The organism is Vibrio sp. VPAP30, assembly GCF_001188205.1.
Taxonomy (GTDB): Bacteria; Pseudomonadota; Gammaproteobacteria; order Enterobacterales; family Vibrionaceae; genus Vibrio; species Vibrio bivalvicida.
The window spans coordinates 230,193-252,046 of sequence record NZ_LBLS01000043.1 but is presented as its reverse complement, the minus strand read 5'-3'; the positions used below and the strand labels follow the sequence as shown (position 1 = coordinate 252,046).

Sequence of the window (21,854 nt, the reverse complement as noted above, 5' to 3'; positions counted from 1 at the left end):
TCTCTAATGGAAACCATTCATACTCTTAGCCAATTGTTGACCAACAGTGACTGTCACTATCAAGTGTTTGATCTTGGTCGTCGAATCAAGAAGATTGATAGTAAGGTTTTTGCCGATGTCGAAAAGGGTCAACAAGCTTACCCTTTTCCAATGCAGCGCAAGGCGCACTTGGCAATCGCTTACTGGAACTCTCAACAGCAGCCTTGGATATGGTTTCTTAAGTTTGAATTGGATGAACGAGGGCTACTTAAACAGGCCGATATCGGTAACTTCATCAAATACGTGATTGAAGCGATGGGAACGCGCTTGAATCAAGATATGAGCGAAGAGCAGCAGCAAAAGCTGTCCAACAATCCGTACACTTTCAAACCTGCCGAAGATAAGATGGCGGTTTTCCATAGCCAAATCCGAGCTGAGTTAAATCTTCCATGCAGCCAATACTATGAACATGCCCAGCAATATTTCTCTGGTGGATTAGAGTGGGACAAATGGCACACGGTTGGCTTACAAGGTGTGACCGACATCTGCGCACGTTTGGGCCAGGAGCAGAATGGCGTCAATATTAAGAAGGCATTAAAATACCTTCCTAACGAGCCTCTGTATGCCTTACTTGGTGCACTTGAACATACTGACTTACCGCAAAAACTGGCTGAACGCTTGGTTGAAATAGCGCAACAGCAAATTGATAGCAACGAACCGGACCTATTCCTACTGTCTGCTTTGATACGCGCGTTGTCAGGTGCACCACTACCGCTTAGCCAACCAATCATCGACCAAATACTCGCCTCTCCACGTTTAAGTCATCAAGAAGTGTTAATTGGTGTTGCTGGCCGCTGTTGGCATTGGCTAAGTGACCCTAAAACTGCGGAACAGTTCCTGCTAAGGCTTGCTCAAACAGGTAATCAGGCGTTATTTAACCAGTTGTTTGCCGATTTAGTTATGCTGCCTGAACTGAGAATGGTGCTGTTACCCTTGCTACACTCTAGTCCTTCTCAAGAGTTAGCTAAAGCGCTAATTAACCTCCAGAAGGCTGCCAAGGCATAACTATGATTCATGACCTTTTTGCTATCCTAGGGTTGGCGATAGTGTGCCTTGTTTTTTGGCAACAACGGCGCCAAGCAGAACTCGCTAAAACCATCGCTGCGCGTAAGTGCAAAGAGCTTGATTTGCAACTGCTGAGCGTGGCACTTAAAGGTCATAAACTAAAAACGCCAGACGGTGTCTGGCGTTGGCATTCTGTTTATCAATTTGAATTTTCTTCACTCGGTGATGACTGCTATCAAGGTCGAATCCTTATGCAAGGTTTCCAGCTAGCAAAGGTTGAGCTTCCACCACATCGGATGTAAATACATATTCATCATACGAGCCAAATGTATCTTTCTTATGTGCGTTTAACTGAAAGCCAAGCTTTGTAAGGATTCGCACTGATGGTTCATGACCAACATTAGCGGTTGCTAGTACCTGTTCCAGATTTAAGTCTCTGACTGCTTTAGGGAAAAATGCCTGCAACACTTCACTCGCAATGCCTCTACCCCAATAGCCTTTATCAAAAATGTATCCGAGCTCTGGCTGAGTATCTAAGTCTGAAATAAAAACATGGCCAATAAATTCACGAGTATGACTATCTAATACCGCCATCGCGTAAATGTTTCGATCACTGAGAACTTTATCAAATAGTTTCTTTGCAGACGCCACAGTATGGGCACCGTTCATCTGAGCTCGATTGATAGCACAGCAATTGAGCATCAGAAATTCAGATTGTAATGAGTCGTTATAGGGAACCAATAACGCACGGCGAGTCACTATAGTCATGACACATCCTTGTTAGCAGCAAAATTGTCTTGTAAAACAAAGCCGAAAGTTAAACCAACTTGTAAAAGCCTTTATTGATCTAGGTAGTTTTTTGAACGTTGTTGTTAGAGTTTTTTATAAAGGTGAGATCTAAGAAAAGCCCCGATACGTTAGTATCGGGGCTATAGTCTTACTCGCAGCAATCCGGCTACAAAAGGTGCTCCATGCATCTTCCTTAATAAGTTACTGAATCCTTCAGTAAAATCCTGCCTTCGCCTTCCTAGCGGTGTCCTAATCGTCCTGATAGCTAACAATCCTCGTCAGCTCCACATCACTTGTTCCTTGAGCGGTGTCCTTTATATCATCCTGATACTGTCCTAGCCTCATCCTAGAGGTGTCCATTGTCATCCTTGCCACTAACATCCTGTTAGCGAACGTATCCTTACAATGTCCTTTCGCTCCATGCTTGATCAACGTTCCTCGTCAACCAATCTTCATCCTGAAGATTCCCAATCCTTGGTATTTCCTGTTCCGTGTCAGCATCCTTCCGACACTTTCTAATTTACTCGAATTCACCTTTAAGACAATGCCATGAAAGAAAACTATTATTGAAATAAGTTAGAAATAAAACATAAAACCATTATAAATCAATAACTTAAAGTATAATTAGTGACTATTACTGTGTTTCAAACGCACTTTGTCTTACATCACTTGTGAGAAATCTCGCACACGCCATTTCTTAATTTTCCATTAGTCAATTATTGCTAAGCTCAGTATTATTGGTGATCACAACACAATGGAGGTTTTATGCTTACTCAAGATGTTAGCCAAGAGCTAAAAGATATCCTTGAACAGTTACACGCAGAAGGAAAGGAGCCGACTGTAGCCTTAGTCAAAGTGCGCTTGAGTACCTCTGTCCCAATGCCGGCTTTAATCACTACATTAAAAAGCTGGAAGAGCTCTAATCGTGTACCAAAAATCGAAGTCGCGGCGAAAACTGGATCAAACGATCAGGATCGTATAAAGCAATTGGAACAAGAGGTTGCAGATCTAACCGCAAGACTGGTTGCGATTGAGAAGAAGTTAGCGGGATAAAAAGCTGGAGAGCTGGAGAGCTGGAGAGCTGGAGAGCTGGAGAGCACAAAAACAAAAGGCTTGGCGAATGCCAAGCCTTCATTTATAACAATTGGCTAAATTACCAACCAGTAATCTCGCGTAGACCTTTACCGATTTCTGCTAGAGACTTAACCGTCTTAACGCCTGCTGCTTCTAATGCAGCAAACTTGTCTTCCGCAGTACCTTTACCACCAGAGATGATTGCACCTGCGTGACCCATACGTTTACCTGGAGGAGCTGTAACACCTGCAATGTAAGAAACAACTGGTTTCGTGACGTTCTCTTTGATGTACGCTGCAGCTTCTTCTTCCGCAGTACCACCGATTTCACCAATCATTACGATTGCTTCAGTCTCAGGGTCTTCTTGGAACAACTTCAGAATATCGATGAAGTTTGAACCTGGGATTGGGTCACCACCAATACCTACACAAGTAGATTGGCCGAAACCTTCGTCAGTTGTTTGCTTAACCGCTTCGTACGTTAGTGTTCCTGAGCGAGAAACGATACCCACTTTACCTTTCTTGTGGATATGGCCTGGCATGATACCAATCTTACACTCATCAGGAGTGATAACGCCTGGACAGTTAGGACCGATCATGCGAACACCAGTTTCTTCTAGCTTCACTTTAACATCGATCATATCTGTTGTTGGGATACCTTCCGTGATTGTTACGATCAGCTCGATACCTGCGTCAATCGCTTCAAGGATTGCATCTTTACAGAAAGGAGCAGGTACATAGATTACGGTTGCTGTCGCGCCAGTTGCTTCGACTGCTTCGCGTACTGTGTTGAATACAGGTAGATCTAAGTGAGTTTGACCACCTTTACCAGGAGAAACACCACCGACCATCTGCGTACCGTATGCGATAGCTTGCTCAGAGTGGAAAGTACCTTGACCACCAGTGAAGCCCTGACAGATTACTTTAGTGTCTTTGTTAATTAGTACAGACATTATTTAGCCTCCGCAGCAGCAACAACTTTCTGAGCAGCATCTGTTAGCGACTCAGCAGCAATGATATCAACATCAGAATTAGCAAGAACTTCGCGACCTAGGTCAGCGTTAGTACCTTCAAGACGAACAACAACAGGAACCGTTACACCTACTTCTTTAACCGCACCGATAATACCTTCTGCGATCATGTCACAACGAACGATACCACCGAAGATGTTTACAAGTACCGCTTTCACATTGTCATCAGAAAGGATGATCTTAAATGCCTCAGCAACACGCTCTTTAGTTGCGCCACCACCAACGTCTAGGAAGTTAGCAGGTTTGCCGCCATGTAGGTTTACGATATCCATCGTACCCATCGCAAGGCCCGCACCGTTAACCATACAACCAACATTACCGTCTAGTGCTACGTAGTTCAGTTCCCACTGAGCTGCATGTGCTTCACGCTCGTCTTCTTGCGAAGGATCGTGCATTTCACGCAGCTTAGGCTGGCGGTACATAGCGTTAGAATCAATGTTGATCTTACCGTCTAGACAAAGTAGGTTGCCTTCGCCAGTAATAACAAGAGGGTTGATCTCTAGTAGAGCTAAATCGTACTGAGAGAACATGTTGCCAAGACCCATGAAGATCTTAACAAACTGTTTGATTTGATCGCCTTCAAGACCTAGCTTGAATGCTAGCTCACGGCCTTGATAAGCTTGAGGGCCGACTAGTGGATCGATAGCTGCTTTGTGAATTAACTCTGGAGTCTCTTCTGCAACTTTTTCGATTTCAACACCACCTTCAGTCGATGCCATGAATACAACTTTACGCGTTGCACGATCAACAACCGCACCTAGATAAAGTTCGTTAGCAATGTTAGACGCTTCTTCAACAAGAATTTTAGTTACAGGCTGACCATTCGCATCTGTTTGATAAGTAACTAGATTTTTACCTAGCCACTTTTGAGCAAACTCTTTAACGCCATCTTTGGTGTCGTGTAGCTCTACACCACCCGCTTTACCACGTCCACCTGCGTGAACCTGACACTTAACGACTTTCTTCTCTGTTGAGATACGACCAGCCGCCTCAAAGGCTTCTTGTGGTGTATCACACGCGTAACCTTCCGGTACAGGCAAACCGAATTCTGCAAACAGCTGTTTGGCTTGGTATTCATGCAAATTCATTTTGATATTCCGTTTATTTTCCCTTGTAGGGATTATTATTTCCATAACGCCGCTGGTTAAGTGCAGACGTCTGTAGGGTCTTCTCAAATAAATCTTATTTCGCTTTTTGGGCAAATAAAGACTCAAGTGAAGGCCAGACAGTTGAGCTAGTCTAGCCTTGAAATTTATTCAACGTCTAGCAACCACAGGCCACTAGACGTTTTAGCGACATTAAACGTCTAACAGCAGACGTGCTGGGTCTTCAAGTAACTCTTTGATGGTTACTAGGAAGCCCACTGACTCACGACCATCGATTAAACGGTGATCGTAAGATAGCGCTAAGTACATCATAGGCAGAATTTCAACCTTGCCATCCACCGCCATTGGGCGTTCTTGGATTTTGTGCATACCAAGAATTGCCGACTGTGGCGGGTTAATGATAGGTGTCGACATTAGAGAACCAAACACACCACCGTTAGTGATAGTAAAGTTACCACCCATTAGTTCATCAACTGTTAGCTTGCCATCACGGCCTTTGATTGCTAGCTCTTTGATGCCCTTCTCAACATCAGCAAAACCTAGTGTGTCACAGTCCTTCAGTACTGGAGTCACTAGACCACGTGGCGTTGATACCGCCATACTGATATCGAAGTAGTTGTGGTAAACAATGTCTTCACCATCAATCGATGCGTTTACCTCTGGATAACGCTTCAACGCTTCAGTTACCGCTTTAACGTAGAAAGACATAAAGCCTAAGCGAATACCGTGGCGCTCTTCAAACTGATCTTTGTATTGTTTACGAAGATCCATGATTGGCTTCATATTCACTTCATTAAACGTGGTCAGCATCGCTGTATTGTTCTTCGCTTCTAGAAGACGGTTTGCCACTGTCTTGCGCAGGCGTGTCATTGGTACACGTTTCTGACTACGAGCGGCAGCGGGTGCTTCCACAGCCGCAGGAACATCTGCTTTAGGCGCTTCTTTTGCGTTCGCTAAGTGCGCTTCAATGTCTTCACGCGTAATACGACCGCCAACACCAGTACCTTTCACTTGGCTTGCTTCAAGACCGTGTTCACCGAGTAGACGACGAACCGCAGGGCTAAGCGCATCGTTGCTCTCTTCTGTTAGCGAAGCTTTATGGCGCTTATCAGGAGATGCTTCAGACTCTTCAGTGGTGTCTTTAGTCGGCTCTCCCGCAACTGCACCAGGCTTAAGCTTAGCGATTAGCTGCTTTGAAAGCACTGTAGCACCTTCTTCTTCAATGATGGCTTCTAGAACCCCTGCTTCTGGAGCTGGTACTTCAAGAACCACTTTATCAGTTTCGATGTCGACCAAAACCTCGTCACGCTCAATTGCGTCACCAGGTTGTTTGTGCCATGTTGCGACTGTTGCGTCAGCAACCGATTCAGGTAAATCTGGAACCAGAATTTCAATTGTCATATCTGTTTCTTCCTTTCACTTCTAGTTCTTAGTTCGAAGTTTTTTTATTCACGTTAAGCGCATCATCAACTAGCGCTTTTTGTTGTTTCAAGTGTACTGACATGTAACCTACTGCTGGCGATGCTGAAGCTGGACGACCTGCATACTTCAGATCAGCGCCGGCTGGAATCGCAGCACGGAAGTTGTGTTGGCTAGAGTACCAAGCGCCTTGGTTTTGAGGCTCTTCTTGACACCAAACGTAATCTTCTACGTTTGTGTATTGCTCGATTGCGGCTTTTACTTCTTCCAGAGGGAATGGGTATAGCTGCTCAATACGAACTATCACCACATCTTCTTGCTCATTGTTACGACGCTGCTCCAACAGATCGAAGTAAACCTTACCTGAACAGAAGACCACACGTTTCACTTTAGCTGCTTCAAGGTTGTCAATCTCACCAATTGCCGCTTGGAATGTACCTTCTGCTAGCTCTTCAATTGTTGAAGTACACAGCGGGTGACGCAAAAGCGATTTAGGAGACATCACCACGAGAGGACGACGCATTGGTCTTACAACCTGGCGACGAATCATGTGGTAAACCTGAGCTGGTGTAGAAGGTACAACCACCTGCATATTTTGCTCAGCACAAAGCTGTAGGTAGCGCTCTAAGCGAGCTGATGAGTGCTCTGGGCCTTGACCTTCATAACCATGCGGCAGAAGCATAGTCAGGCCACATAGACGTGCCCATTTTTGCTCACCTGATGAGATAAACTGGTCGATGACCACTTGGGCTCCGTTGGCAAAATCACCAAACTGCGCTTCCCATAGGGTTAAGCCGCTTGGCTCTGCAGTTGCGTAACCATATTCAAATGCCAACACTGCTTCTTCAGATAACACAGAATCGAAAACTTCAAATGGCCCTTGCTTATCGTGAATATTCGCAAGCGGAACAAAAGTGCTCGCATCATTCTGGTTATGCAGTACGGAGTGACGGTGGAAGAAAGTACCACGACCTGAGTCCTGACCGGAAATACGAATGCGTTTACCATCATCAACAATTGTTGCGTAAGCCAATGTCTCAGCCATACCCCAGTCAATCGCTTTTTCACCACTGAGCATGGCTTTTCGATCGTTATAAAGCTTATTTACACGACTTTGCAGCTTATGGCTTTCAGGGTAAGTACACAGACGTTGACCAAGTTCTAGCAAACGTTGAGTATCAAACTGGTTGTCCCACTCTGTATCCCAGTCGTGCCCCAGGTAGGGAGACCAGTCAACTGAATGCAGTGCCATTGGACGCCACTCTTTAACCACAACTTCACCACGATCTAATGCGTCACGGTACTCATTGACATATTGGGTCGCTGTCTCGATACCAAAGTCACCACGCTCAATCAGCACGTCAGCATATAGCTTACGTGGTGTTGGGTGTTTCTTGATCTTTTGGTACATCAAAGGCTGTGTTGCGTTCGGCTCGTCGGCTTCATTGTGGCCATGACGGCGGTAACAAACCAGATCGATAACCACATCACGTTTGAACTCATTACGATAATCCAATGCGATGCGAGTGACAAAAGCAACCGCTTCTGGGTCGTCGGCATTTACGTGGAAGATAGGAGCCTGAACCATCTTGGCGATATCAGTACAGTACATGGTAGAGCGTGTATCGCTCGGGTTAGACGTTGTAAAACCAACTTGGTTGTTTACAACGATACGAACTGTACCACCTACGCTGAAACCCCGTGCTTGTGACATGTTAAATGTTTCAGCAACTACACCCTGACCTGCTATCGCAGAGTCACCGTGAATAGTAATAGGCAGAACGGTGTTACCTTCGCTATCACCTAGGCGGTCTTGACGTGCGCGCACTGAACCGATAACAACAGGATTAACTATTTCAAGGTGAGACGGGTTGAACGCGAGCGCTAAGTGAACATCCCCGCCTGGTGTGGCGAAGTCCGCAGAGAAGCCTTGGTGATACTTAACGTCCCCCGTTCCCCATGTTTCGTCGTGTTTACCCGCAAACTCATCAAACAAATCTTGAGGCTTTTTACCAAGAACGTTGACCAACATGTTCAAACGTCCGCGGTGAGCCATCCCGATAACCACCTCACGCATGCCGCTCTTACCCGCATGACGAATCAACTCTTTTGTCATTGGGATCAGAGCATCGCCACCTTCTAGAGAGAAACGTTTAGCCCCTGGGAATTTTGCACCTAGGTAACGCTCAAGACCTTCCGCAGCTGTCAGCTCTTCAAGAAATTCTTGTTTTTCTTCTTTGCTAAATGACGGTTGACCGACCACTGACTCTAGACGCTGCTGGATCCAACGTTTCTGCTCAGTATCAGTCATGTGCATGTATTCAGCACCAATAGAGCCACAGTAAATTTTGTTCAGTGACGAGTGAATGTCTTTCAGTTGCATTGTCTCTTTGCCTATAGCAAAAGAGCCTACGTTGAAAGTTTCTTCTAAATCGTCTTCGGTAAGATTGTGGAATGCAGGATCTAACTCCGCCACAGGTGGGCGTAGCCATAGACCTAGAGGGTCAAGCTGTGCCGCTTCGTGACCACGAAAGCGGTAAGCATTGATTAATTGAAGTACTTTTACCTGTTTAGCGTCGACATCAGGATCACTAACTTGGACATTGTAATGCTTTGTTTCTTGAGCGAGTCGTCGGAAGTAGTCACGGACACGTGAGTGGGGTTGTTCCACCACTTCATCTGAAGGCTTAGGTAAGCCCTCAAAAACACGTTTCCACTCCTCACTTACCAGATCGGGGTCACTTAGATACAGTTCGTAGAGGTCCTCTACATACGTTGCATTGGCGCCAGCCAAGTGTGAAGACTCGAGCCACGCCTTCATCACGCCGTTGTGCATATTTTCCCTTAACCAGTAGTTTTCACGTTTGCTGCGGTCTTACGCCGAGCTATTAAGAGCCGACCCGAAATGGGTCGGCAATTTTTTGTTAATTAAACCGAACGGTTAACAAGCATAGTCTTAATATGACCAATTGCTTTCGTCGGGTTTAGTCCCTTAGGACAAACACTTACACAATTCATGATGCCATGGCAACGGAAAACGCTAAATGCATCATCAAGATTTGACAAACGTTCATCTGTCGCAGTATCGCGGCTATCAATTAGCCAGCGGTAGGCAGCAAGCAGGCCAGCAGGACCGATAAATTTGTCAGGGTTCCACCAGAATGATGGACATGAAGTAGTACAACATGCACACATGATACATTCATACAAACCATCTAAATGCGCACGCTCATCTGGCGTTTGTAAGTTTTCGCGAGATGGTGGAAGCGCGCCATCATCAATCAAGAACGGCTTAACTTTCGCATAGTTGTCGTAGAACTGCGTCATGTCAACGATAAGGTCACGTACAACTGGCAAACCAGGCAGTGGACGGATAACTATTTTGTCACCGCTCAATGCAGAAAGTGGTGTAATACAAGCTAACCCATTCTTACCATTCATATTAAGGCCATCAGAGCCACACACACCTTCACGGCAGGAACGACGGAATGAGATGGTAGGATCTTGTTCTTTTAACAGAATCAACGCATCAAGAAGCATCATGTCTGATCCTTCTTCCACTTCTAGCGTGTAGTCCTTCATGTATGGCTTTTGATCAGCATCTGGATTGTAGCGGTACAAAGAGAAATTCAGTTTCATAATTATGCCCTCCTTTCCTTAGTACGTACGTGCTTTTGGTGGAAACGCTTCACGGTGAATCGGTTCCATATTCACATCACGCTTAGACATCGCCTCTGTATCCGGGTTATAGATCGAGTGGCATAACCACTGTGCATCGTCACGATCCGGGAAATCAAAGCGAGCATGAGCACCACGACTTTCTGTACGGTAGTTTGCTGCTACAGCTGTTGCGAATGCCGTTTCCATCAAGTTTTCTAGCTCAAGACACTCAATACGCTGAGTGTTAAACTCTGTTGATTTATCTGCAAGGTGTGCGTTTTTCAAACGCTCACGAATCACTTTTAGCTCTTCTAAACCTTTTGCCATTGCATCGCCTTCACGGAATACCGAGAAGTTGTTCTGCATACATTGTTGCAGATCTTTACGAATTTGCGCAGGGTCTTCACCTTCAGTGCTGTTCTCCCAACGATTGTAACGCTCAAGAGAACGCTCAATATCTTCATCAGTTGCGGGCTTAGCCTCCGCTTGCTTAGCGAGAGTCTCACCTAGGTGTAGACCTGTTGCACGACCAAATACCACCAAGTCTAGTAGTGAGTTACCACCTAGACGATTCGCACCGTGAACCGATACAGAAGCAATTTCACCACAAGCAAATAGACCTTGAACTTCAACATCAGCACCGCTCTCGTCTTGCTTAATCGCTTGACCAGAAACCTGAGTCGGAATACCACCCATCATGTAGTGACAAGTAGGGATTACTGGAATTGGCTCTTTCACTGGATCAACGTGAGCAAATGTTCGAGACAGTTCACAAACACCTGGAAGACGAGACTCTAGTGTCTCTTTACCTAGGTGATCTAGCTTCAATTTAATGTGTGGCCCCCATGGACCATCGCAACCACGACCTTCACGGATTTCAATCATCATCGAGCGAGCAACAACATCACGACCCGCCAAATCTTTAGCATTAGGAGCGTAACGCTCCATGAATCGTTCGCCGTCTTTATTGAGAAGATAACCACCCTCACCACGACAACCTTCCGTTACAAGTACACCTGCACCAGCAATCCCCGTTGGGTGGAACTGCCACATTTCCATATCTTGCATTGGAACGCCGGCACGCAGTGCCATACCAACGCCATCACCCGTGTTGATGTGTGCGTTAGTTGTGGATGCGTAAATACGACCCGCACCACCTGTTGCAAGAATGGTCGCTTTCGATTTGAAGTAACAGACTTCGCCTGTTTCCATACAAAGCGCAGTACAACCTAAAACAACACCATCTTCATTTTTTACGATGTCGAGTGCATACCACTCTGAGAATACCGTCGTTTTATGCTTAATGTTTTGCTGGTACAGAGTATGCAGAAGTGCGTGACCAGTACGGTCTGCCGCCGCCGCAGTACGTGCCGCTTGCTCTCCACCAAAATTCTTTGATTGGCCACCAAACGGACGTTGATAAATGCTGCCGTTGTCAAAGCGAGAGAAAGGAAGCCCCATTTTCTCTAGCTCAATTACAGACTCAGGACCGTTCTTACACATGTATTCGATAGCATCTTGGTCGCCAATGTAGTCAGAGCCTTTGACTGTATCGTACATATGCTGTTCCCAGTGGTCTTCATGCGCATTACCTAGCGCAACCGTAATACCACCTTGAGCAGAAACAGTATGTGAACGTGTTGGAAATACTTTAGAAAGCAACGCGCAAGAAAGACCTTGCTCAGAAATTTGCAGTGCAGCGCGCATGCCTGCACCACCAGCGCCGATTACTACGGCATCAAATTCGCGAACTGGAATAGACACTTACGCACCCCACAGAATAAATAGACCAGAGAAGAAGTAACCAAATAGAACAGCAATAATTCCTAGCTGTAGGCCACCACGGAGCTTGGCGCACTTGATGTAATCAGTCAGTACCTGCCATAGACCAATCCAAGCGTGGATAAGAACAGACAGTAGCGCCAGCATAGTAAACACTTTAGTGAATGTGCCACCAAAGAACTGGGTCCAAGATACGTAAGAAATATCTGTGAAAGCGCAAAAGCTCACCAGATAGATAGTGTAAAGCGTCATAATGATTGCAGTAGCACGGATTAATAAGAAATCGTGTACACCATTACGACCAAAAGATGAAATGTGTTTTACCATACCATAACCCCCGCAAGTAGAGACAGAACGGCTGTTGCTGCGAATGCAACCTTAGCGCTCATTGCACCAGATTCCAGCTCTTCAAAATGACCTAAATCCATTAATAAGTGACGAATGCCACCTGCAATGTGATAGGCCAAAGCCGTTAGGATGCCCCATAAGATAAACTTCACAAAGAAACCATCGACTAGGTCAACAGCTTGTGCGTAGCCGATTGGGGAGGATAGAGAAATGGATAGTAACCAAAGCAGAATTCCGATTGCGACAAACGTAATTACACCAGATACGCGGTGTAAGATGGATGCGATTGCAGTGATCGGAAAGCGAATGGTCTGTAAATCTAAATTAACAGGTCTTGACTTTCTTTCTTTCACGGGCTTGCTCACTCAGCTCCATTGAGCATTTATAGTTATGAACGAATTTTGATTGCAAACCTACAAAACTTAACATTTATTTAACACAAGACTGCAACAATTGCCGGAGTATTTTGTAAAACATTTGTTAACAACAAGGATTGAAATTTCACCTCACATTTCTTTCAAGCCTTGAATTTATAAGGTTTCCACCAAAATTTACTGCGCCACTATACGGCTGGCAACATTCTAATACAATTGATGTAACAATTTTTGCTACACAGACCAGATTTTTCATCTTATACGTTCAAAAAATCATAACAAGTGCACACATCAGATGAGAAAAATTGACTTTGATAACGATCACACGTACAAAAATGGCACACAAACATCCTGGACGGATTAAATAATAAACAAAGGAGATTGTTATGGCAGATAAGAAAGCTACCCTTCATGTCGAAGGCCAAGCACCTATCGAGCTGCCAATTATGGAAAGTGCACTAGGCACTCCTGTGATTGATGTTCGTACACTGGGCGCAAAAGGATTTTTTACTTTTGACCCAGGTTTTCTTGCCACTGCATCTTGTGAATCTCAAATCACCTACATCGACGGCGGCAAAGGTATTCTGCTGCACCGCGGTTACCCAATTGATCAGTTGGCGAACAACGCTGATTACTTAGAAGTATGTTACATCCTTCTTTACGGTGAAGCCCCAACACGTGAACAATACGAGCAGTTTAAAACAACCGTTACTCGTCACACTATGGTCCATGAGCAGATTGCGAGTTTCTTCCACGGCTTCCGTCGTGATGCTCACCCAATGGCTGTAATGTGTGGTGTAGTTGGCGCATTGGCTGCGTTCTACCACGATTCACTCGATATTCATAATGACACACACCGTGAAATCACGGCATACCGACTACTGTCGAAAATGCCAACTCTTGCGGCGATGTGTTACAAGTACTCTATTGGTCAGCCTTTCATTTACCCACGTAATGACCTGAGCTACGCCGAGAACTTCCTTCACATGATGTTCGCAAACCCATGTGAAGAGTATGAAGTAAACCCTGTTGTTGCTCGCGCTATGGATAAGATCTTTACGCTACACGCAGACCACGAACAGAACGCTTCCACTTCAACTGTTCGTCTGGCGGGTTCTTCTGGTGCTAACCCATTTGCATGTATTGCAGCGGGTATCGCATCTCTATGGGGCCCAGCTCATGGCGGTGCAAATGAAGCCTGTCTAAAAATGCTTGAAGAGATTGGTAGTGTTGACAACATTCCTGAGTACGTTGCACGCGCAAAAGATAAAGATGACCCATTCCGCCTAATGGGCTTTGGTCATCGCGTATACAAAAACTACGATCCTCGCGCTACCGTTATGCGTGAAACCTGTCACGAAGTGCTTAAAGAGCTAAAAATCAAAGATCCACTGCTAGACGTTGCTATGGAACTTGAGCGTATCGCGCTTTCTGACGAATACTTCGTGTCTAAGAAACTATACCCGAATGTAGACTTCTACTCAGGTATCATTCTTAAAGCAATCGGCATCCCAGTTTCAATGTTTACAGTGATCTTCGCTCTATCTCGTACGATCGGCTGGATTGCACACTGGAACGAAATGCACAGCGACCCACTAAACCGTATCGGTCGTCCTCGTCAGCTATACACTGGTGAAGTACAGCGTGAATTCTCACCTCTACATGAGCGGGAGTAAGCGTTAGAGAATCGAGAATCGAGAATCGAGAATCGAGAATCGAGAATCGAGAATCGAAAAATATTAAGGGCTGACGTGAAAACGTCAGCCCTTTTTATTTGGGAGAAGATGGATGCGGGATTTCGGAACGGACTGCGTCCTACGGAAAACTGGAGAGCTGGAGAGCTGGAGAGCTGGAGAGCTGGAGAGCTGGAGAGCTGGAGAGCTGGAGAGCTGGAGAAATGTTTGAGGGTTGACACTTATTGTCAACCCTCTGTTTTTATTATTGTTACCTTCAAGACCGAGGAACAAGTTCGTTGGAAATTCTTAAGGCAAATCTTTCTCTCGCAGGGCGAAGCCCGATCTCGAAGCGAAGCGTTCCATAGGGCGCAGCCCGTTTCAGCTCTACCTAAACCGGATTATCGATATCAATAAACTCAACATCTAGGCCATGTTCAGTGGCTAGCCACTCGCCTAGTGCTTTGATTCCGTAGCGCTCAGTCGCGTGGTGCCCAGCTGCAAAGTAGTGAATGTCTTGCTCACGAGCAGAATAAGTAGTGCGTTCTGAGATCTCACCCGAAATAAACGCATCTAAACCGTGTCTCGCTGCCAATTCAATAAAGTCCTGACCACCACCAGTACACCAACCGACTGTTTCAATCATCTTATCGGCATTATCTGGCGCAATGTGCAGTGGCTCGCGAGCGAGTACTTGATTAATCTTGCTGGCGAACTCAACACCTGTCATTGGTGTTTTTAGTCGACCAAACATCGCGACAGATTGCGGATGACCTTCAAGACCACCTTCAACGTCTATTTCTAACAAACGTGCCAGTTCAGCGTTATTACCCAGTTCAGGGTGGATATCTAGTGGTAGGTGGTACCCCAATAAGTTTACGTCGTTCTTGATCAGAGTACGGATGCGCTTGCCTTTCATTCCTCGGATTGGCTCAGGTTCACCTTTCCAAAAATAGCCGTGATGAACCAAAAGTGCATCAGCGTTGAGCTCCACCGCTTTATCAATTAAGGCTTGTGAAGCCGTCACACCGGTAACGACCTTTTTAATCAGCTCTTTACCTTCAACCTGCAAGCCGTTAGGTGCATAGTCTTTAATGAGTTGTGGAGAGAGTTTCTCGTTAAGGATCTTTTCTAATCGTATGTTGTTCATGACAGCTTCCATCTCATTGCTTTCATTACTGCTTTATCTTGCTGTGCAAAGTGTATTCGAACCATAGCAACCTTACCAGCACCTAGCTACAATAGTGGCGTTCAAGCAGATATAGGTTTAAGGATGAACGCTTTACAACGTTTTTATCATTGGGTCCATGAGACTCCATCGCTATTTAATCTGACGCCGCCGTTTGTCGATGTCAAAGCGCTGAATATCACTCCTCTAAAACAAGATCACTATCAGGGAAACCCTCGATTAGGATTCATCTACCAGCACCTATGCACTGAGCTCATCAGCAATAGTTCAAAATATTCGCTGCTCGAAGAAGAGATTCAAATCAATAAGGCATCAGGTCAAACCTTAGGAGCGATTGATCTGATCCTACATAACCTTACGTCACAGCAAAATGAACACTGGGAAGTCGCGATTAAGTTCTACCTTTTACGTGGTGGAGTTTGGTATGGACCAAATGCTCATGATCAGCTCGATAAAAAACTAGCCAGAATGCTTTCCCACCAGCTAAAAATGAGCTCGACTGATGAGTTTCTTGAGCAATACCCTCAATATGGTAACCTTACAGAGCACCTATTGATTCAAGGAAGGTTGTATATAAACCCCTTCTCACCAGAAACAATTCCTCAAGAATGTTTAGGGCTGCCCCTCAATCAAAGCCAAATTACTGGATACTGGTGCTATCAAAGCCAGTGGACACAAATTGGTGAGCCACTTTATGAACTCGAAAAGCCACTTTGGGCCATCGGACTAGAAGAGTTCACCAACCCTATCGATAAACCTAATGGAAGGTTCGTCCATGCTCAGACCAAAGGTGGTCAATTTTGGTTTGTTGTGCCGGATAGTTGGCCGAACTAATAAATACACGATAAGCGTCATCCTCAAGAGTGAGGCACGAGCGAGTTGGGGATCTCTTATAACAGACGCAATACCAAAGAGATTCCTTACTCCCTCATTCTTCGGTCTAAGGAATGACAAATATTCCTCTCGCAGGGTGAAGCCCGATCCCGTTCTCCATAGGACGAAGTCCGTTCCCGAGTCTCAATTAAAAGGGCTGACAACTTGTCAGCCCTTGATGCAACACTTAGTCGTCGAAATTAGAGACCTGCGTCTGCAAATACCTGATTCACGATCTCTTGCGCTTCTGCTTCAATCTGCTTTAAGTGCTCGGCACCTTTAAAGCTCTCACAATAGATCTTATAGATATCTTCAGTGCCCGATGGACGCGCAGCAAACCAGCCGTTTTCAGTAGTGACTTTTAGACCACCAATCGCAGCGCCATTGCCCGGAGCATGTGTCAAGCGAGCAGTAATAGCTTCACCTGCTAGCATCTCTGCCGTTACCATTTCAGCAGAAAGCTTAGACAACACTGCTTTTTGCGGGCCATTTGCCACCGCTTGAATACGGTTGTACTCAGACGCACCGTGCTTCGCCGCTAGCTCTTCGTAGTATTCTTGTGGGTTCTTACCTGTTACAGCAGTAATTTCAGCGGCTAGCAGACATAAGATGATGCCATCTTTGTCAGTTGACCAAGGTGTACCGTCTTTACGTAAGATTGAAGCGCCCGCAGACTCTTCACCACCAAAGCCGAATTTACCCTCATAAAGACCATCAACAAACCATTTGAAGCCAACTGGCACTTCACAAAGTTCGCGACCAAGGTCAGAGACTACACGGTCAATCAGCGCACTTGATACCAGTGTCTTACCAACAGCAACGTCTTTGCCCCAACCTTCGCGGTGACGGTACAGATAATCAATACATACTGCTAGGAAATGGTTAGGGTTCATTAGCCCTTTTGGTGTAACGATACCGTGGCGGTCATAATCTGGATCATTACCAAATGCTAGATCATACTCATCTTTAAGAGCTAGCAACCCAGCCATTGCATACGGAGATGAACAGTCCATACGAACGACGCCATCTTTATCTAACGACATAAACTGGAATGATGGGTCAATTGCTTCACTAACCAAAGTCAGATCTAGATTATAAGCAGCACCGATTTGGCGCCAATAGTCTATGCCGCTACCGCCTAGCGGATCCACGCCAATTTTAAGATCTGCTTTTTGGATCGCTTCCATGTCGATAACATTAACTAGGTCATCAATATAAGGCTTCACCAAATCACGCTCGTCAAATAACTCAGATGATTTCGCATCACCTAGCGGCATGCGTTTCACACCTTGTAAGCCTTCTGCAATCAGTAGGTTAGCGCGATCTTGGATCGCTTGAGTTAATTCACCTTCAGCAGGGCCACCATGAGTTGGGTTGTATTTTATACCGCCATCTTGCGGTGGGTTATGCGAAGGCGTGATAACAATGCCGTCTGCTTTGTCTTGATGTTTCAAGTTGTAAGTCAAAATAGCGTGAGAAACACCCGGCGTTGGCGTATAACCATTGTCTTGCTGAACAATCACTTGCACACCATTGGCGACAAGCACTTCTACAACTGTTGAAAATGCTGGCTCAGATAACGCATGAGTATCTTTACCAACAAACAGTGGGCCTGTTGTGCCTTTTTCTGCACGAACTTCCGCAACAGCTTGAGTAATCGCTAAAATATGGTGTTCATTGAACGTAGACTTGTCTGAACTACCACGGTGACCAGAAGTACCAAATTCTACTTTATGGTCTGGATTGGAAGAGTCAGGTTGAAGAAGAAAATAATTTGCGACGAGGGCTGGTATATTATGCAGGTCTTGCTGTTGAGCTTTTTGTCCCGCTCGTGGGTGCATAGCCATTTGACATCCTTTCTTAAAAATATTTAGACACAAAAAAACCTCATAATACGTTAACTGAGTTGTGCATTATGAGGTTTCTATCAGAATTCTCTAGATCGAGTTAGTCACTTTCTCAATAAGGTCTGCTGGAAAATTCATTCTCGCCATCAGTTGGTCAACCATCTGCCTCTTGCGGCTAGTGTTGTTATTGGTAATAACCCAAAATGGTGAACCAGGAATCGACTTCGGCTTAGTTGTATTACCATTCGCCAGTAGCGTCTGCTCATTATCAGCGAAGTAAACACGCTTACGACCTTTAACCTGAGTTGCTTCTGAAAAATCATTCGGGTTAATGCGATGCAGTGTAGAGAGAACCAGCATAAAGCGGTCAATTGCTTTTTTAAGGCCAGCAAATTCGTCAGAGATAAGTAATGAACGCATCTCTTTAACACTGTCTACAGCTTGTTCTTGTATTGCATCTTTGCTAACCACTACACCCTTTGGTTGCGCCACTACCTGCGGTTTGGTTGCACACTCTTCTGCTTGCGTCATCAAAAGACGACGTAAAATGTCTGAAGCACTCTCACCAATATGCTGGGTTTGACTTGCGATGTAACGGTATAGATCCTCATCAACCTCAATTGTTTTCATTCGCTTTTCACAATCTCTATGTTTAAACTCTGGGGGATTATAGCGAGATCTTTAAAGAGACTCTACGGTTTACCTGTCACGAATAGAATAAAATGTCACATCTGCTCAACTACAAACTCGAAGGTGAGGGTCACACCATTGTATTGATCCATGGGTTGTTTGGTAATTTAGACAACTTAGGTTTACTTGCTCGCGATCTAAAAGAGGATCATCAAGTACTGAGTATTGACCTGCGCAACCATGGCCTCTCCTTTCAGAGTGATGAACATAGCTATCCATTAATGGCGCAAGATGTCTATGCAGTGCTGCAACACCTAAACCTTCCTAACTACACTGTGGTCGGCCACTCCATGGGTGGCAAAGTAGCAATGAAATTGGCAGAAATTGCCCAAGATCAGATGCATAAACTGCTTGTTTTGGATATGGCACCTGTTCGCTACACAGAAAGTCGACATGACAATGTATTCAATGGACTCAAAGCCGTCATCGAGCAAAAGCCAACCCAGCGTAAGCAAGCACTAAACATTTTGGCCGAGCATATCGAACTAGAAGGAGTTCGCCAGTTTCTCGGTAAATCTTTGTATAACACAGGTGAACATTTGGCGTGGCGGTTTAATGTTGAAAGCTTATGGGACAACTATTGGGAAATTCTTGGTTGGCAAACTATTGAGACAATTTCTACGCCTACTCTGTTTATCAAAGGTGGCGATTCCGATTACTTAACCGCGGAGCACCAGAGTCAAGTTCAACAACAGTTCAGTAATGCCAAAGCCCATGTTATCGCCAATACCGGCCATTGGTTACATGCCGAAAAGCCAGCTGAAGTATTACGTGCGATTCGCAAATTCATTGCTTAAAACAGAATGAGAGATCAGTTGTGCGATGCCCGTTAACTTTATCAGGTAACAGTGGTATAGTGCGGCGCAAGTAATTTGGCATAAAGGGATTCCATGCTCTACGACTACATGAATATGCTCGAGTCAATTGGTCTCGATCTGCTTTTCGCGTCTATCTTTTTCTTTATCGGTATGGCGATAAAAGATGTCTTAAAAGCGGGTAATGTTCCCCCTTTCGGTCGTCGCATTGTATGGTTAGTCCTATTCCTTGGCTGTGCTGGGTTTATCGCCAAAGGCATTATTCAGATTAGCTGGGAAGGTGGTGGTATCGGCTGATATCAACCGAGCCCACAACAGAAATTAGTAAAGGTAACGAATCTATGGCAAGTGTAGGCATCTTCTTTGGTAGCGACACAGGTAACACTGAAGCTGTTGCAAAGATGATTCAAAAGCAACTAGGTAAACAACTGGTTCACGTTCAAGATATCGCTAAAAGCAGCAAAGAAGATATTGATAACTTCGATCTTCTGCTTCTTGGTATCCCAACTTGGTACTATGGCGAAGCGCAATGTGACTGGGATGATTTTTTCCCAGAACTAGAGCAAATCGATTTTTCGACTAAGCTAGTGGCAATCTTCGGCTGTGGCGACCAAGAAGACTACGCAGAGTACTTCTGTGATGCTATGGGTACAGTTCGTGACATCGTTGAAGCGAAAGGTGGTACTATCCTTGGCTACACTTCAACTGAAGGCTATGAGTTTGAAGCTTCTAAAGGCCTAGTTGAAGGCGATGAGAGCCAATTCGTTGGTCTATGTATCGATGAAGACCGCCAACCAGAACTTACTGAAGAGCGTGTCAACAGTTGGTGTAAACAAATTCACGAAGAGATGTGCCTAGCAGAACTAGAAGACTAGCCTCATCACTTACTGTAAAAAAGCCTCCACTAAGGAGGTTTTTTTATGCCGCTTGTTCTTCACCATCTTCTTCTCTGAATTGTGGTTTTTTTCGCACATAGAGTTTTCGCTGTACTTCAGAAACGATATTTCCATGTTTATCTTTAACGTAAATAATGAATTCAGGAAAAGACTTATCCCCTTCTGCTGTCTGTCTTAAGATATCTTCGAGTTGATGTTGTGTGACACAAAATTCAGCAAACAAGTCACTTTGCCCTGGCTTGATAAAATTGATGCTAGCTTCCTTATCCCACACATAGTAACGCTCACCTAAAATGCCCATTAACATCAAAGAATACACTGGGTCGGTCAATGAGAATATACTCCCACCATATTGGGTACGATTGGCATTCTTGTTCCACCAACGCAGCTTGAGCTTCATTTTGACCTCGCGAAAGTCGTCGCTGATCGACAGGATTTTTATCCCAGCTCCCCAAAAAGGTGGCCATGAGTTGAGCGCAAATTTAACCACTCCAGGCTTATAAATTTTAGCCAATGACTTATTCATTCCTTGTCCTTAACTGATTATTTTTCCTCACTTGTTAATCAATTGTAACTGGTCTGACATGTTTTATCAGTGACTTCTCACTTGTTTATAAAAAAATACTAGTAACCCTTTGAAGTTCGTGGTTTATTGTTTATCAGTACTACCCTATAATGATAGGAATATTGAATTCTGTTAATAACTGCAGATCATCAACAGGAAAGTATATGTCAGACAATAACCAAGCGCTTAAGGATGCTGGTCTTAAAGTTACCCTTCCAAGACTAAAGATTTTAGAAGTATTACAGCAACCTGAATGCCAACATATCAGTGCTGAAGAACTGTACAAAAAGCTGATTGATCTAGGTGAAGAGATTGGTCTAGCGACTGTATACCGCGTATTAAACCAATTTGATGATGCAGGTATCGTAACTCGCCACCACTTTGAAGGCGGCAAATCTGTATTTGAACTGTCAACTCAGCACCACCATGACCATCTAGTGTGTCTAGATTGTGGTGAAGTGATTGAATTCTCTGATGACATCATTGAAGAGCGTCAGAAAGAAATCGCGGCCCAGTACAATGTTATTTTGACTAACCACAGCCTATACCTTTACGGTAAATGTGCTGACGGTAGCTGCAAAGACAACCCAGACGCGCATAAGTCGAAGAAATAATTTCGTCTTAACAGCCAACTTTAAAACGTCAGCCAAAAGCTGGCGTTTTTTATGTCTGCTGTTTAA

At 44.8% G+C, this 21,854-nt stretch carries 22 protein-coding genes; 9 read left to right on the top strand and 13 right to left on the bottom strand.

Features of this window, described 5'->3' with window-relative positions; genetic code table 11:
- Positions 1 to 6 precede the first annotated feature (6 nt).
- Positions 7 to 1,044 carry a DUF3549 family protein gene (locus ZX61_RS21425; RefSeq protein WP_049846613.1) on the top strand — a complete coding sequence of 346 codons (1,038 nt, stop codon included), beginning with the start codon at positions 7 to 9 and terminating at the stop codon, positions 1,042 to 1,044.
- A 2-nt stretch (positions 1,045 to 1,046) separates the two neighbouring features.
- Positions 1,047 to 1,346, top strand: coding sequence for a DUF3301 domain-containing protein (locus ZX61_RS21420; protein ID WP_049846612.1), 300 nt, complete (start codon positions 1,047 to 1,049; stop codon positions 1,344 to 1,346).
- Here ZX61_RS21420 and ZX61_RS21415 read toward each other — a convergent pair.
- Entirely contained in the window at positions 1,294 to 1,812 is a 519-nt protein-coding gene (locus ZX61_RS21415) for a GNAT family N-acetyltransferase (protein WP_049846611.1), read from the bottom strand. The genes ZX61_RS21420 and ZX61_RS21415 overlap by 53 nt on opposite strands.
- A 786-nt stretch (positions 1,813 to 2,598) precedes the next feature.
- Here ZX61_RS21415 and ZX61_RS21410 point away from each other — a divergent pair.
- Positions 2,599 to 2,886: a hypothetical protein gene (locus ZX61_RS21410; RefSeq protein WP_049846610.1), complete on the top strand. Its 288-nt coding sequence runs from the start codon at positions 2,599 to 2,601 to the stop codon at positions 2,884 to 2,886.
- A 100-nt stretch (positions 2,887 to 2,986) separates the two neighbouring features.
- Here the strand turns inward: ZX61_RS21410 and sucD are convergent, their stop codons facing one another.
- From sucD to sdhC, 8 genes are all read right to left on the bottom strand, one after another.
- On the bottom strand, positions 2,987 to 3,859 hold the full coding sequence (gene sucD / locus ZX61_RS21405; protein WP_049846609.1) for a succinate--CoA ligase subunit alpha: 873 nt from the start codon (positions 3,857 to 3,859) through the stop codon (positions 2,987 to 2,989).
- Complete coding sequence (gene sucC / locus ZX61_RS21400; protein ID WP_049846608.1) at positions 3,859 to 5,025, bottom strand: ADP-forming succinate--CoA ligase subunit beta; 1,167 nt, start codon at positions 5,023 to 5,025, stop codon at positions 3,859 to 3,861. Before sucC ends, sucD begins: the two co-directional genes overlap by 1 nt.
- A gap of 210 nt (positions 5,026 to 5,235) precedes the next feature.
- Complete coding sequence (gene odhB, locus ZX61_RS21395; protein ID WP_049846607.1) at positions 5,236 to 6,444, bottom strand: 2-oxoglutarate dehydrogenase complex dihydrolipoyllysine-residue succinyltransferase; 1,209 nt, start codon at positions 6,442 to 6,444, stop codon at positions 5,236 to 5,238.
- Positions 6,445 to 6,472: 28 nt separating this feature from the next.
- Positions 6,473 to 9,298 (bottom strand): 2-oxoglutarate dehydrogenase E1 component, encoded by a 2,826-nt coding sequence (gene sucA, locus ZX61_RS21390; protein WP_049846606.1) that lies wholly within the window; start codon positions 9,296 to 9,298, stop codon positions 6,473 to 6,475.
- 92 nt (positions 9,299 to 9,390) lie between these two features.
- Positions 9,391 to 10,101, bottom strand: coding sequence for a succinate dehydrogenase iron-sulfur subunit (locus ZX61_RS21385; RefSeq protein ID WP_049846605.1), 711 nt, complete (start codon positions 10,099 to 10,101; stop codon positions 9,391 to 9,393).
- An 18-nt stretch (positions 10,102 to 10,119) separates the two neighbouring features.
- On the bottom strand, positions 10,120 to 11,886 hold the full coding sequence (gene sdhA, locus ZX61_RS21380) for a succinate dehydrogenase flavoprotein subunit (protein WP_049846604.1): 1,767 nt from the start codon (positions 11,884 to 11,886) through the stop codon (positions 10,120 to 10,122).
- The gene (gene sdhD / locus ZX61_RS21375) at positions 11,887 to 12,231 is read right to left on the bottom strand and encodes a succinate dehydrogenase, hydrophobic membrane anchor protein (protein WP_049846603.1); all 345 of its coding nucleotides are present in this window, start codon (positions 12,229 to 12,231) and stop codon (positions 11,887 to 11,889) included.
- Positions 12,225 to 12,617 (bottom strand): succinate dehydrogenase cytochrome b556 subunit, encoded by a 393-nt coding sequence (gene sdhC, locus ZX61_RS21370; protein ID WP_049846602.1) that lies wholly within the window; start codon positions 12,615 to 12,617, stop codon positions 12,225 to 12,227. Before sdhC ends, sdhD begins: the two co-directional genes overlap by 7 nt.
- Positions 12,618 to 13,012: 395 nt before the next feature.
- On the opposite strand from sdhC, the gene ZX61_RS21365 reads away from it, so the two are divergent.
- Positions 13,013 to 14,302: a citrate synthase gene (locus ZX61_RS21365; protein ID WP_049846601.1), complete on the top strand. Its 1,290-nt coding sequence runs from the start codon at positions 13,013 to 13,015 to the stop codon at positions 14,300 to 14,302.
- A gap of 388 nt (positions 14,303 to 14,690) precedes the next feature.
- Here ZX61_RS21365 and ZX61_RS21355 read toward each other — a convergent pair whose 3' ends face one another.
- On the bottom strand, positions 14,691 to 15,449 hold the full coding sequence (locus tag ZX61_RS21355) for a Nif3-like dinuclear metal center hexameric protein (protein WP_049846997.1): 759 nt from the start codon (positions 15,447 to 15,449) through the stop codon (positions 14,691 to 14,693).
- A gap of 123 nt (positions 15,450 to 15,572) precedes the next feature.
- On the opposite strand from ZX61_RS21355, the gene ZX61_RS21350 reads away from it, so the two are divergent.
- On the top strand, positions 15,573 to 16,322 hold the full coding sequence (locus ZX61_RS21350) for a DUF1853 family protein (RefSeq protein ID WP_049846599.1): 750 nt from the start codon (positions 15,573 to 15,575) through the stop codon (positions 16,320 to 16,322).
- A gap of 239 nt (positions 16,323 to 16,561) precedes the next feature.
- Here ZX61_RS21350 and pgm read toward each other — a convergent pair whose 3' ends face one another.
- On the bottom strand, positions 16,562 to 18,208 hold the full coding sequence (pgm, locus tag ZX61_RS21345) for a phosphoglucomutase (alpha-D-glucose-1,6-bisphosphate-dependent) (RefSeq protein ID WP_049846598.1): 1,647 nt from the start codon (positions 18,206 to 18,208) through the stop codon (positions 16,562 to 16,564).
- 90 nt (positions 18,209 to 18,298) lie between these two features.
- The gene (seqA, locus tag ZX61_RS21340; RefSeq protein WP_049846597.1) at positions 18,299 to 18,838 is read right to left on the bottom strand and encodes a replication initiation negative regulator SeqA; all 540 of its coding nucleotides are present in this window, start codon (positions 18,836 to 18,838) and stop codon (positions 18,299 to 18,301) included.
- A 92-nt stretch (positions 18,839 to 18,930) separates the two neighbouring features.
- On the opposite strand from seqA, the gene ZX61_RS21335 reads away from it, so the two are divergent.
- The 3 genes from ZX61_RS21335 (at position 18,931) to fldA (ending at position 20,588) form a co-directional block, all read left to right on the top strand.
- Entirely contained in the window at positions 18,931 to 19,695 is a 765-nt protein-coding gene (locus ZX61_RS21335; RefSeq protein ID WP_049846596.1) for an alpha/beta fold hydrolase, read from the top strand.
- A gap of 93 nt (positions 19,696 to 19,788) precedes the next feature.
- Positions 19,789 to 20,010, top strand: a complete 222-nt coding sequence (locus tag ZX61_RS21330; RefSeq protein ID WP_049846595.1) for a DUF2788 domain-containing protein — start codon at positions 19,789 to 19,791, stop codon at positions 20,008 to 20,010.
- Between the two features lie 44 nt (positions 20,011 to 20,054).
- The gene (fldA, locus tag ZX61_RS21325; protein WP_049846594.1) at positions 20,055 to 20,588 is read left to right on the top strand and encodes a flavodoxin FldA; all 534 of its coding nucleotides are present in this window, start codon (positions 20,055 to 20,057) and stop codon (positions 20,586 to 20,588) included.
- 43 nt (positions 20,589 to 20,631) lie between these two features.
- On the opposite strand, the gene ZX61_RS21320 is transcribed toward fldA, so the two are convergent.
- Positions 20,632 to 21,135, bottom strand: coding sequence for a DUF4442 domain-containing protein (locus tag ZX61_RS21320; protein WP_049846593.1), 504 nt, complete (start codon positions 21,133 to 21,135; stop codon positions 20,632 to 20,634).
- 203 nt (positions 21,136 to 21,338) lie between these two features.
- Between ZX61_RS21320 and fcrX the strand changes: the two genes are divergently transcribed.
- A complete protein-coding gene (gene fcrX, locus ZX61_RS21315) occupies positions 21,339 to 21,788 on the top strand; it encodes a ferric iron uptake transcriptional regulator FcrX (protein ID WP_004744501.1) in 450 nt (149 codons plus the stop codon).
- Positions 21,789 to 21,854: the final 66 nt, after the last annotated feature.

What these genes read in the sequence shown, in the direction of transcription:
- ZX61_RS21425 (WP_049846613.1), top strand. Translation starts at nt 7, where the DNA reads ATGGAAACCATTCATACTCTTAGCCAATTGTTGACCAACAGTGACTGT.
- ZX61_RS21420 (WP_049846612.1), top strand. Translation starts at nt 1,047, where the DNA reads ATGATTCATGACCTTTTTGCTATCCTAGGGTTGGCGATAGTGTGCCTT.
- ZX61_RS21415 (WP_049846611.1), bottom strand. Translation starts at nt 1,812, where the DNA reads ATGACTATAGTGACTCGCCGTGCGTTATTGGTTCCCTATAACGACTCA.
- ZX61_RS21410 (WP_049846610.1), top strand. Translation starts at nt 2,599, where the DNA reads ATGCTTACTCAAGATGTTAGCCAAGAGCTAAAAGATATCCTTGAACAG.
- sucD (WP_049846609.1), bottom strand. Translation starts at nt 3,859, where the DNA reads ATGTCTGTACTAATTAACAAAGACACTAAAGTAATCTGTCAGGGCTTC.
- sucC (WP_049846608.1), bottom strand. Translation starts at nt 5,025, where the DNA reads ATGAATTTGCATGAATACCAAGCCAAACAGCTGTTTGCAGAATTCGGT.
- odhB (WP_049846607.1), bottom strand. Translation starts at nt 6,444, where the DNA reads ATGACAATTGAAATTCTGGTTCCAGATTTACCTGAATCGGTTGCTGAC.
- sucA (WP_049846606.1), bottom strand. Translation starts at nt 9,298, where the DNA reads ATGCACAACGGCGTGATGAAGGCGTGGCTCGAGTCTTCACACTTGGCT.
- ZX61_RS21385 (WP_049846605.1), bottom strand. Translation starts at nt 10,101, where the DNA reads ATGAAACTGAATTTCTCTTTGTACCGCTACAATCCAGATGCTGATCAA.
- sdhD (WP_049846603.1), bottom strand. Translation starts at nt 12,231, where the DNA reads ATGGTAAAACACATTTCATCTTTTGGTCGTAATGGTGTACACGATTTC.
- ZX61_RS21365 (WP_049846601.1), top strand. Translation starts at nt 13,013, where the DNA reads ATGGCAGATAAGAAAGCTACCCTTCATGTCGAAGGCCAAGCACCTATC.
- ZX61_RS21355 (WP_049846997.1), bottom strand. Translation starts at nt 15,449, where the DNA reads ATGAACAACATACGATTAGAAAAGATCCTTAACGAGAAACTCTCTCCA.
- ZX61_RS21350 (WP_049846599.1), top strand. Translation starts at nt 15,573, where the DNA reads ATGAACGCTTTACAACGTTTTTATCATTGGGTCCATGAGACTCCATCG.
- pgm (WP_049846598.1), bottom strand. Translation starts at nt 18,208, where the DNA reads ATGGCTATGCACCCACGAGCGGGACAAAAAGCTCAACAGCAAGACCTG.
- seqA (WP_049846597.1), bottom strand. Translation starts at nt 18,838, where the DNA reads ATGAAAACAATTGAGGTTGATGAGGATCTATACCGTTACATCGCAAGT.
- ZX61_RS21335 (WP_049846596.1), top strand. Translation starts at nt 18,931, where the DNA reads ATGTCACATCTGCTCAACTACAAACTCGAAGGTGAGGGTCACACCATT.
- ZX61_RS21330 (WP_049846595.1), top strand. Translation starts at nt 19,789, where the DNA reads ATGCTCTACGACTACATGAATATGCTCGAGTCAATTGGTCTCGATCTG.
- fldA (WP_049846594.1), top strand. Translation starts at nt 20,055, where the DNA reads ATGGCAAGTGTAGGCATCTTCTTTGGTAGCGACACAGGTAACACTGAA.
- ZX61_RS21320 (WP_049846593.1), bottom strand. Translation starts at nt 21,135, where the DNA reads ATGAATAAGTCATTGGCTAAAATTTATAAGCCTGGAGTGGTTAAATTT.
- fcrX (WP_004744501.1), top strand. Translation starts at nt 21,339, where the DNA reads ATGTCAGACAATAACCAAGCGCTTAAGGATGCTGGTCTTAAAGTTACC.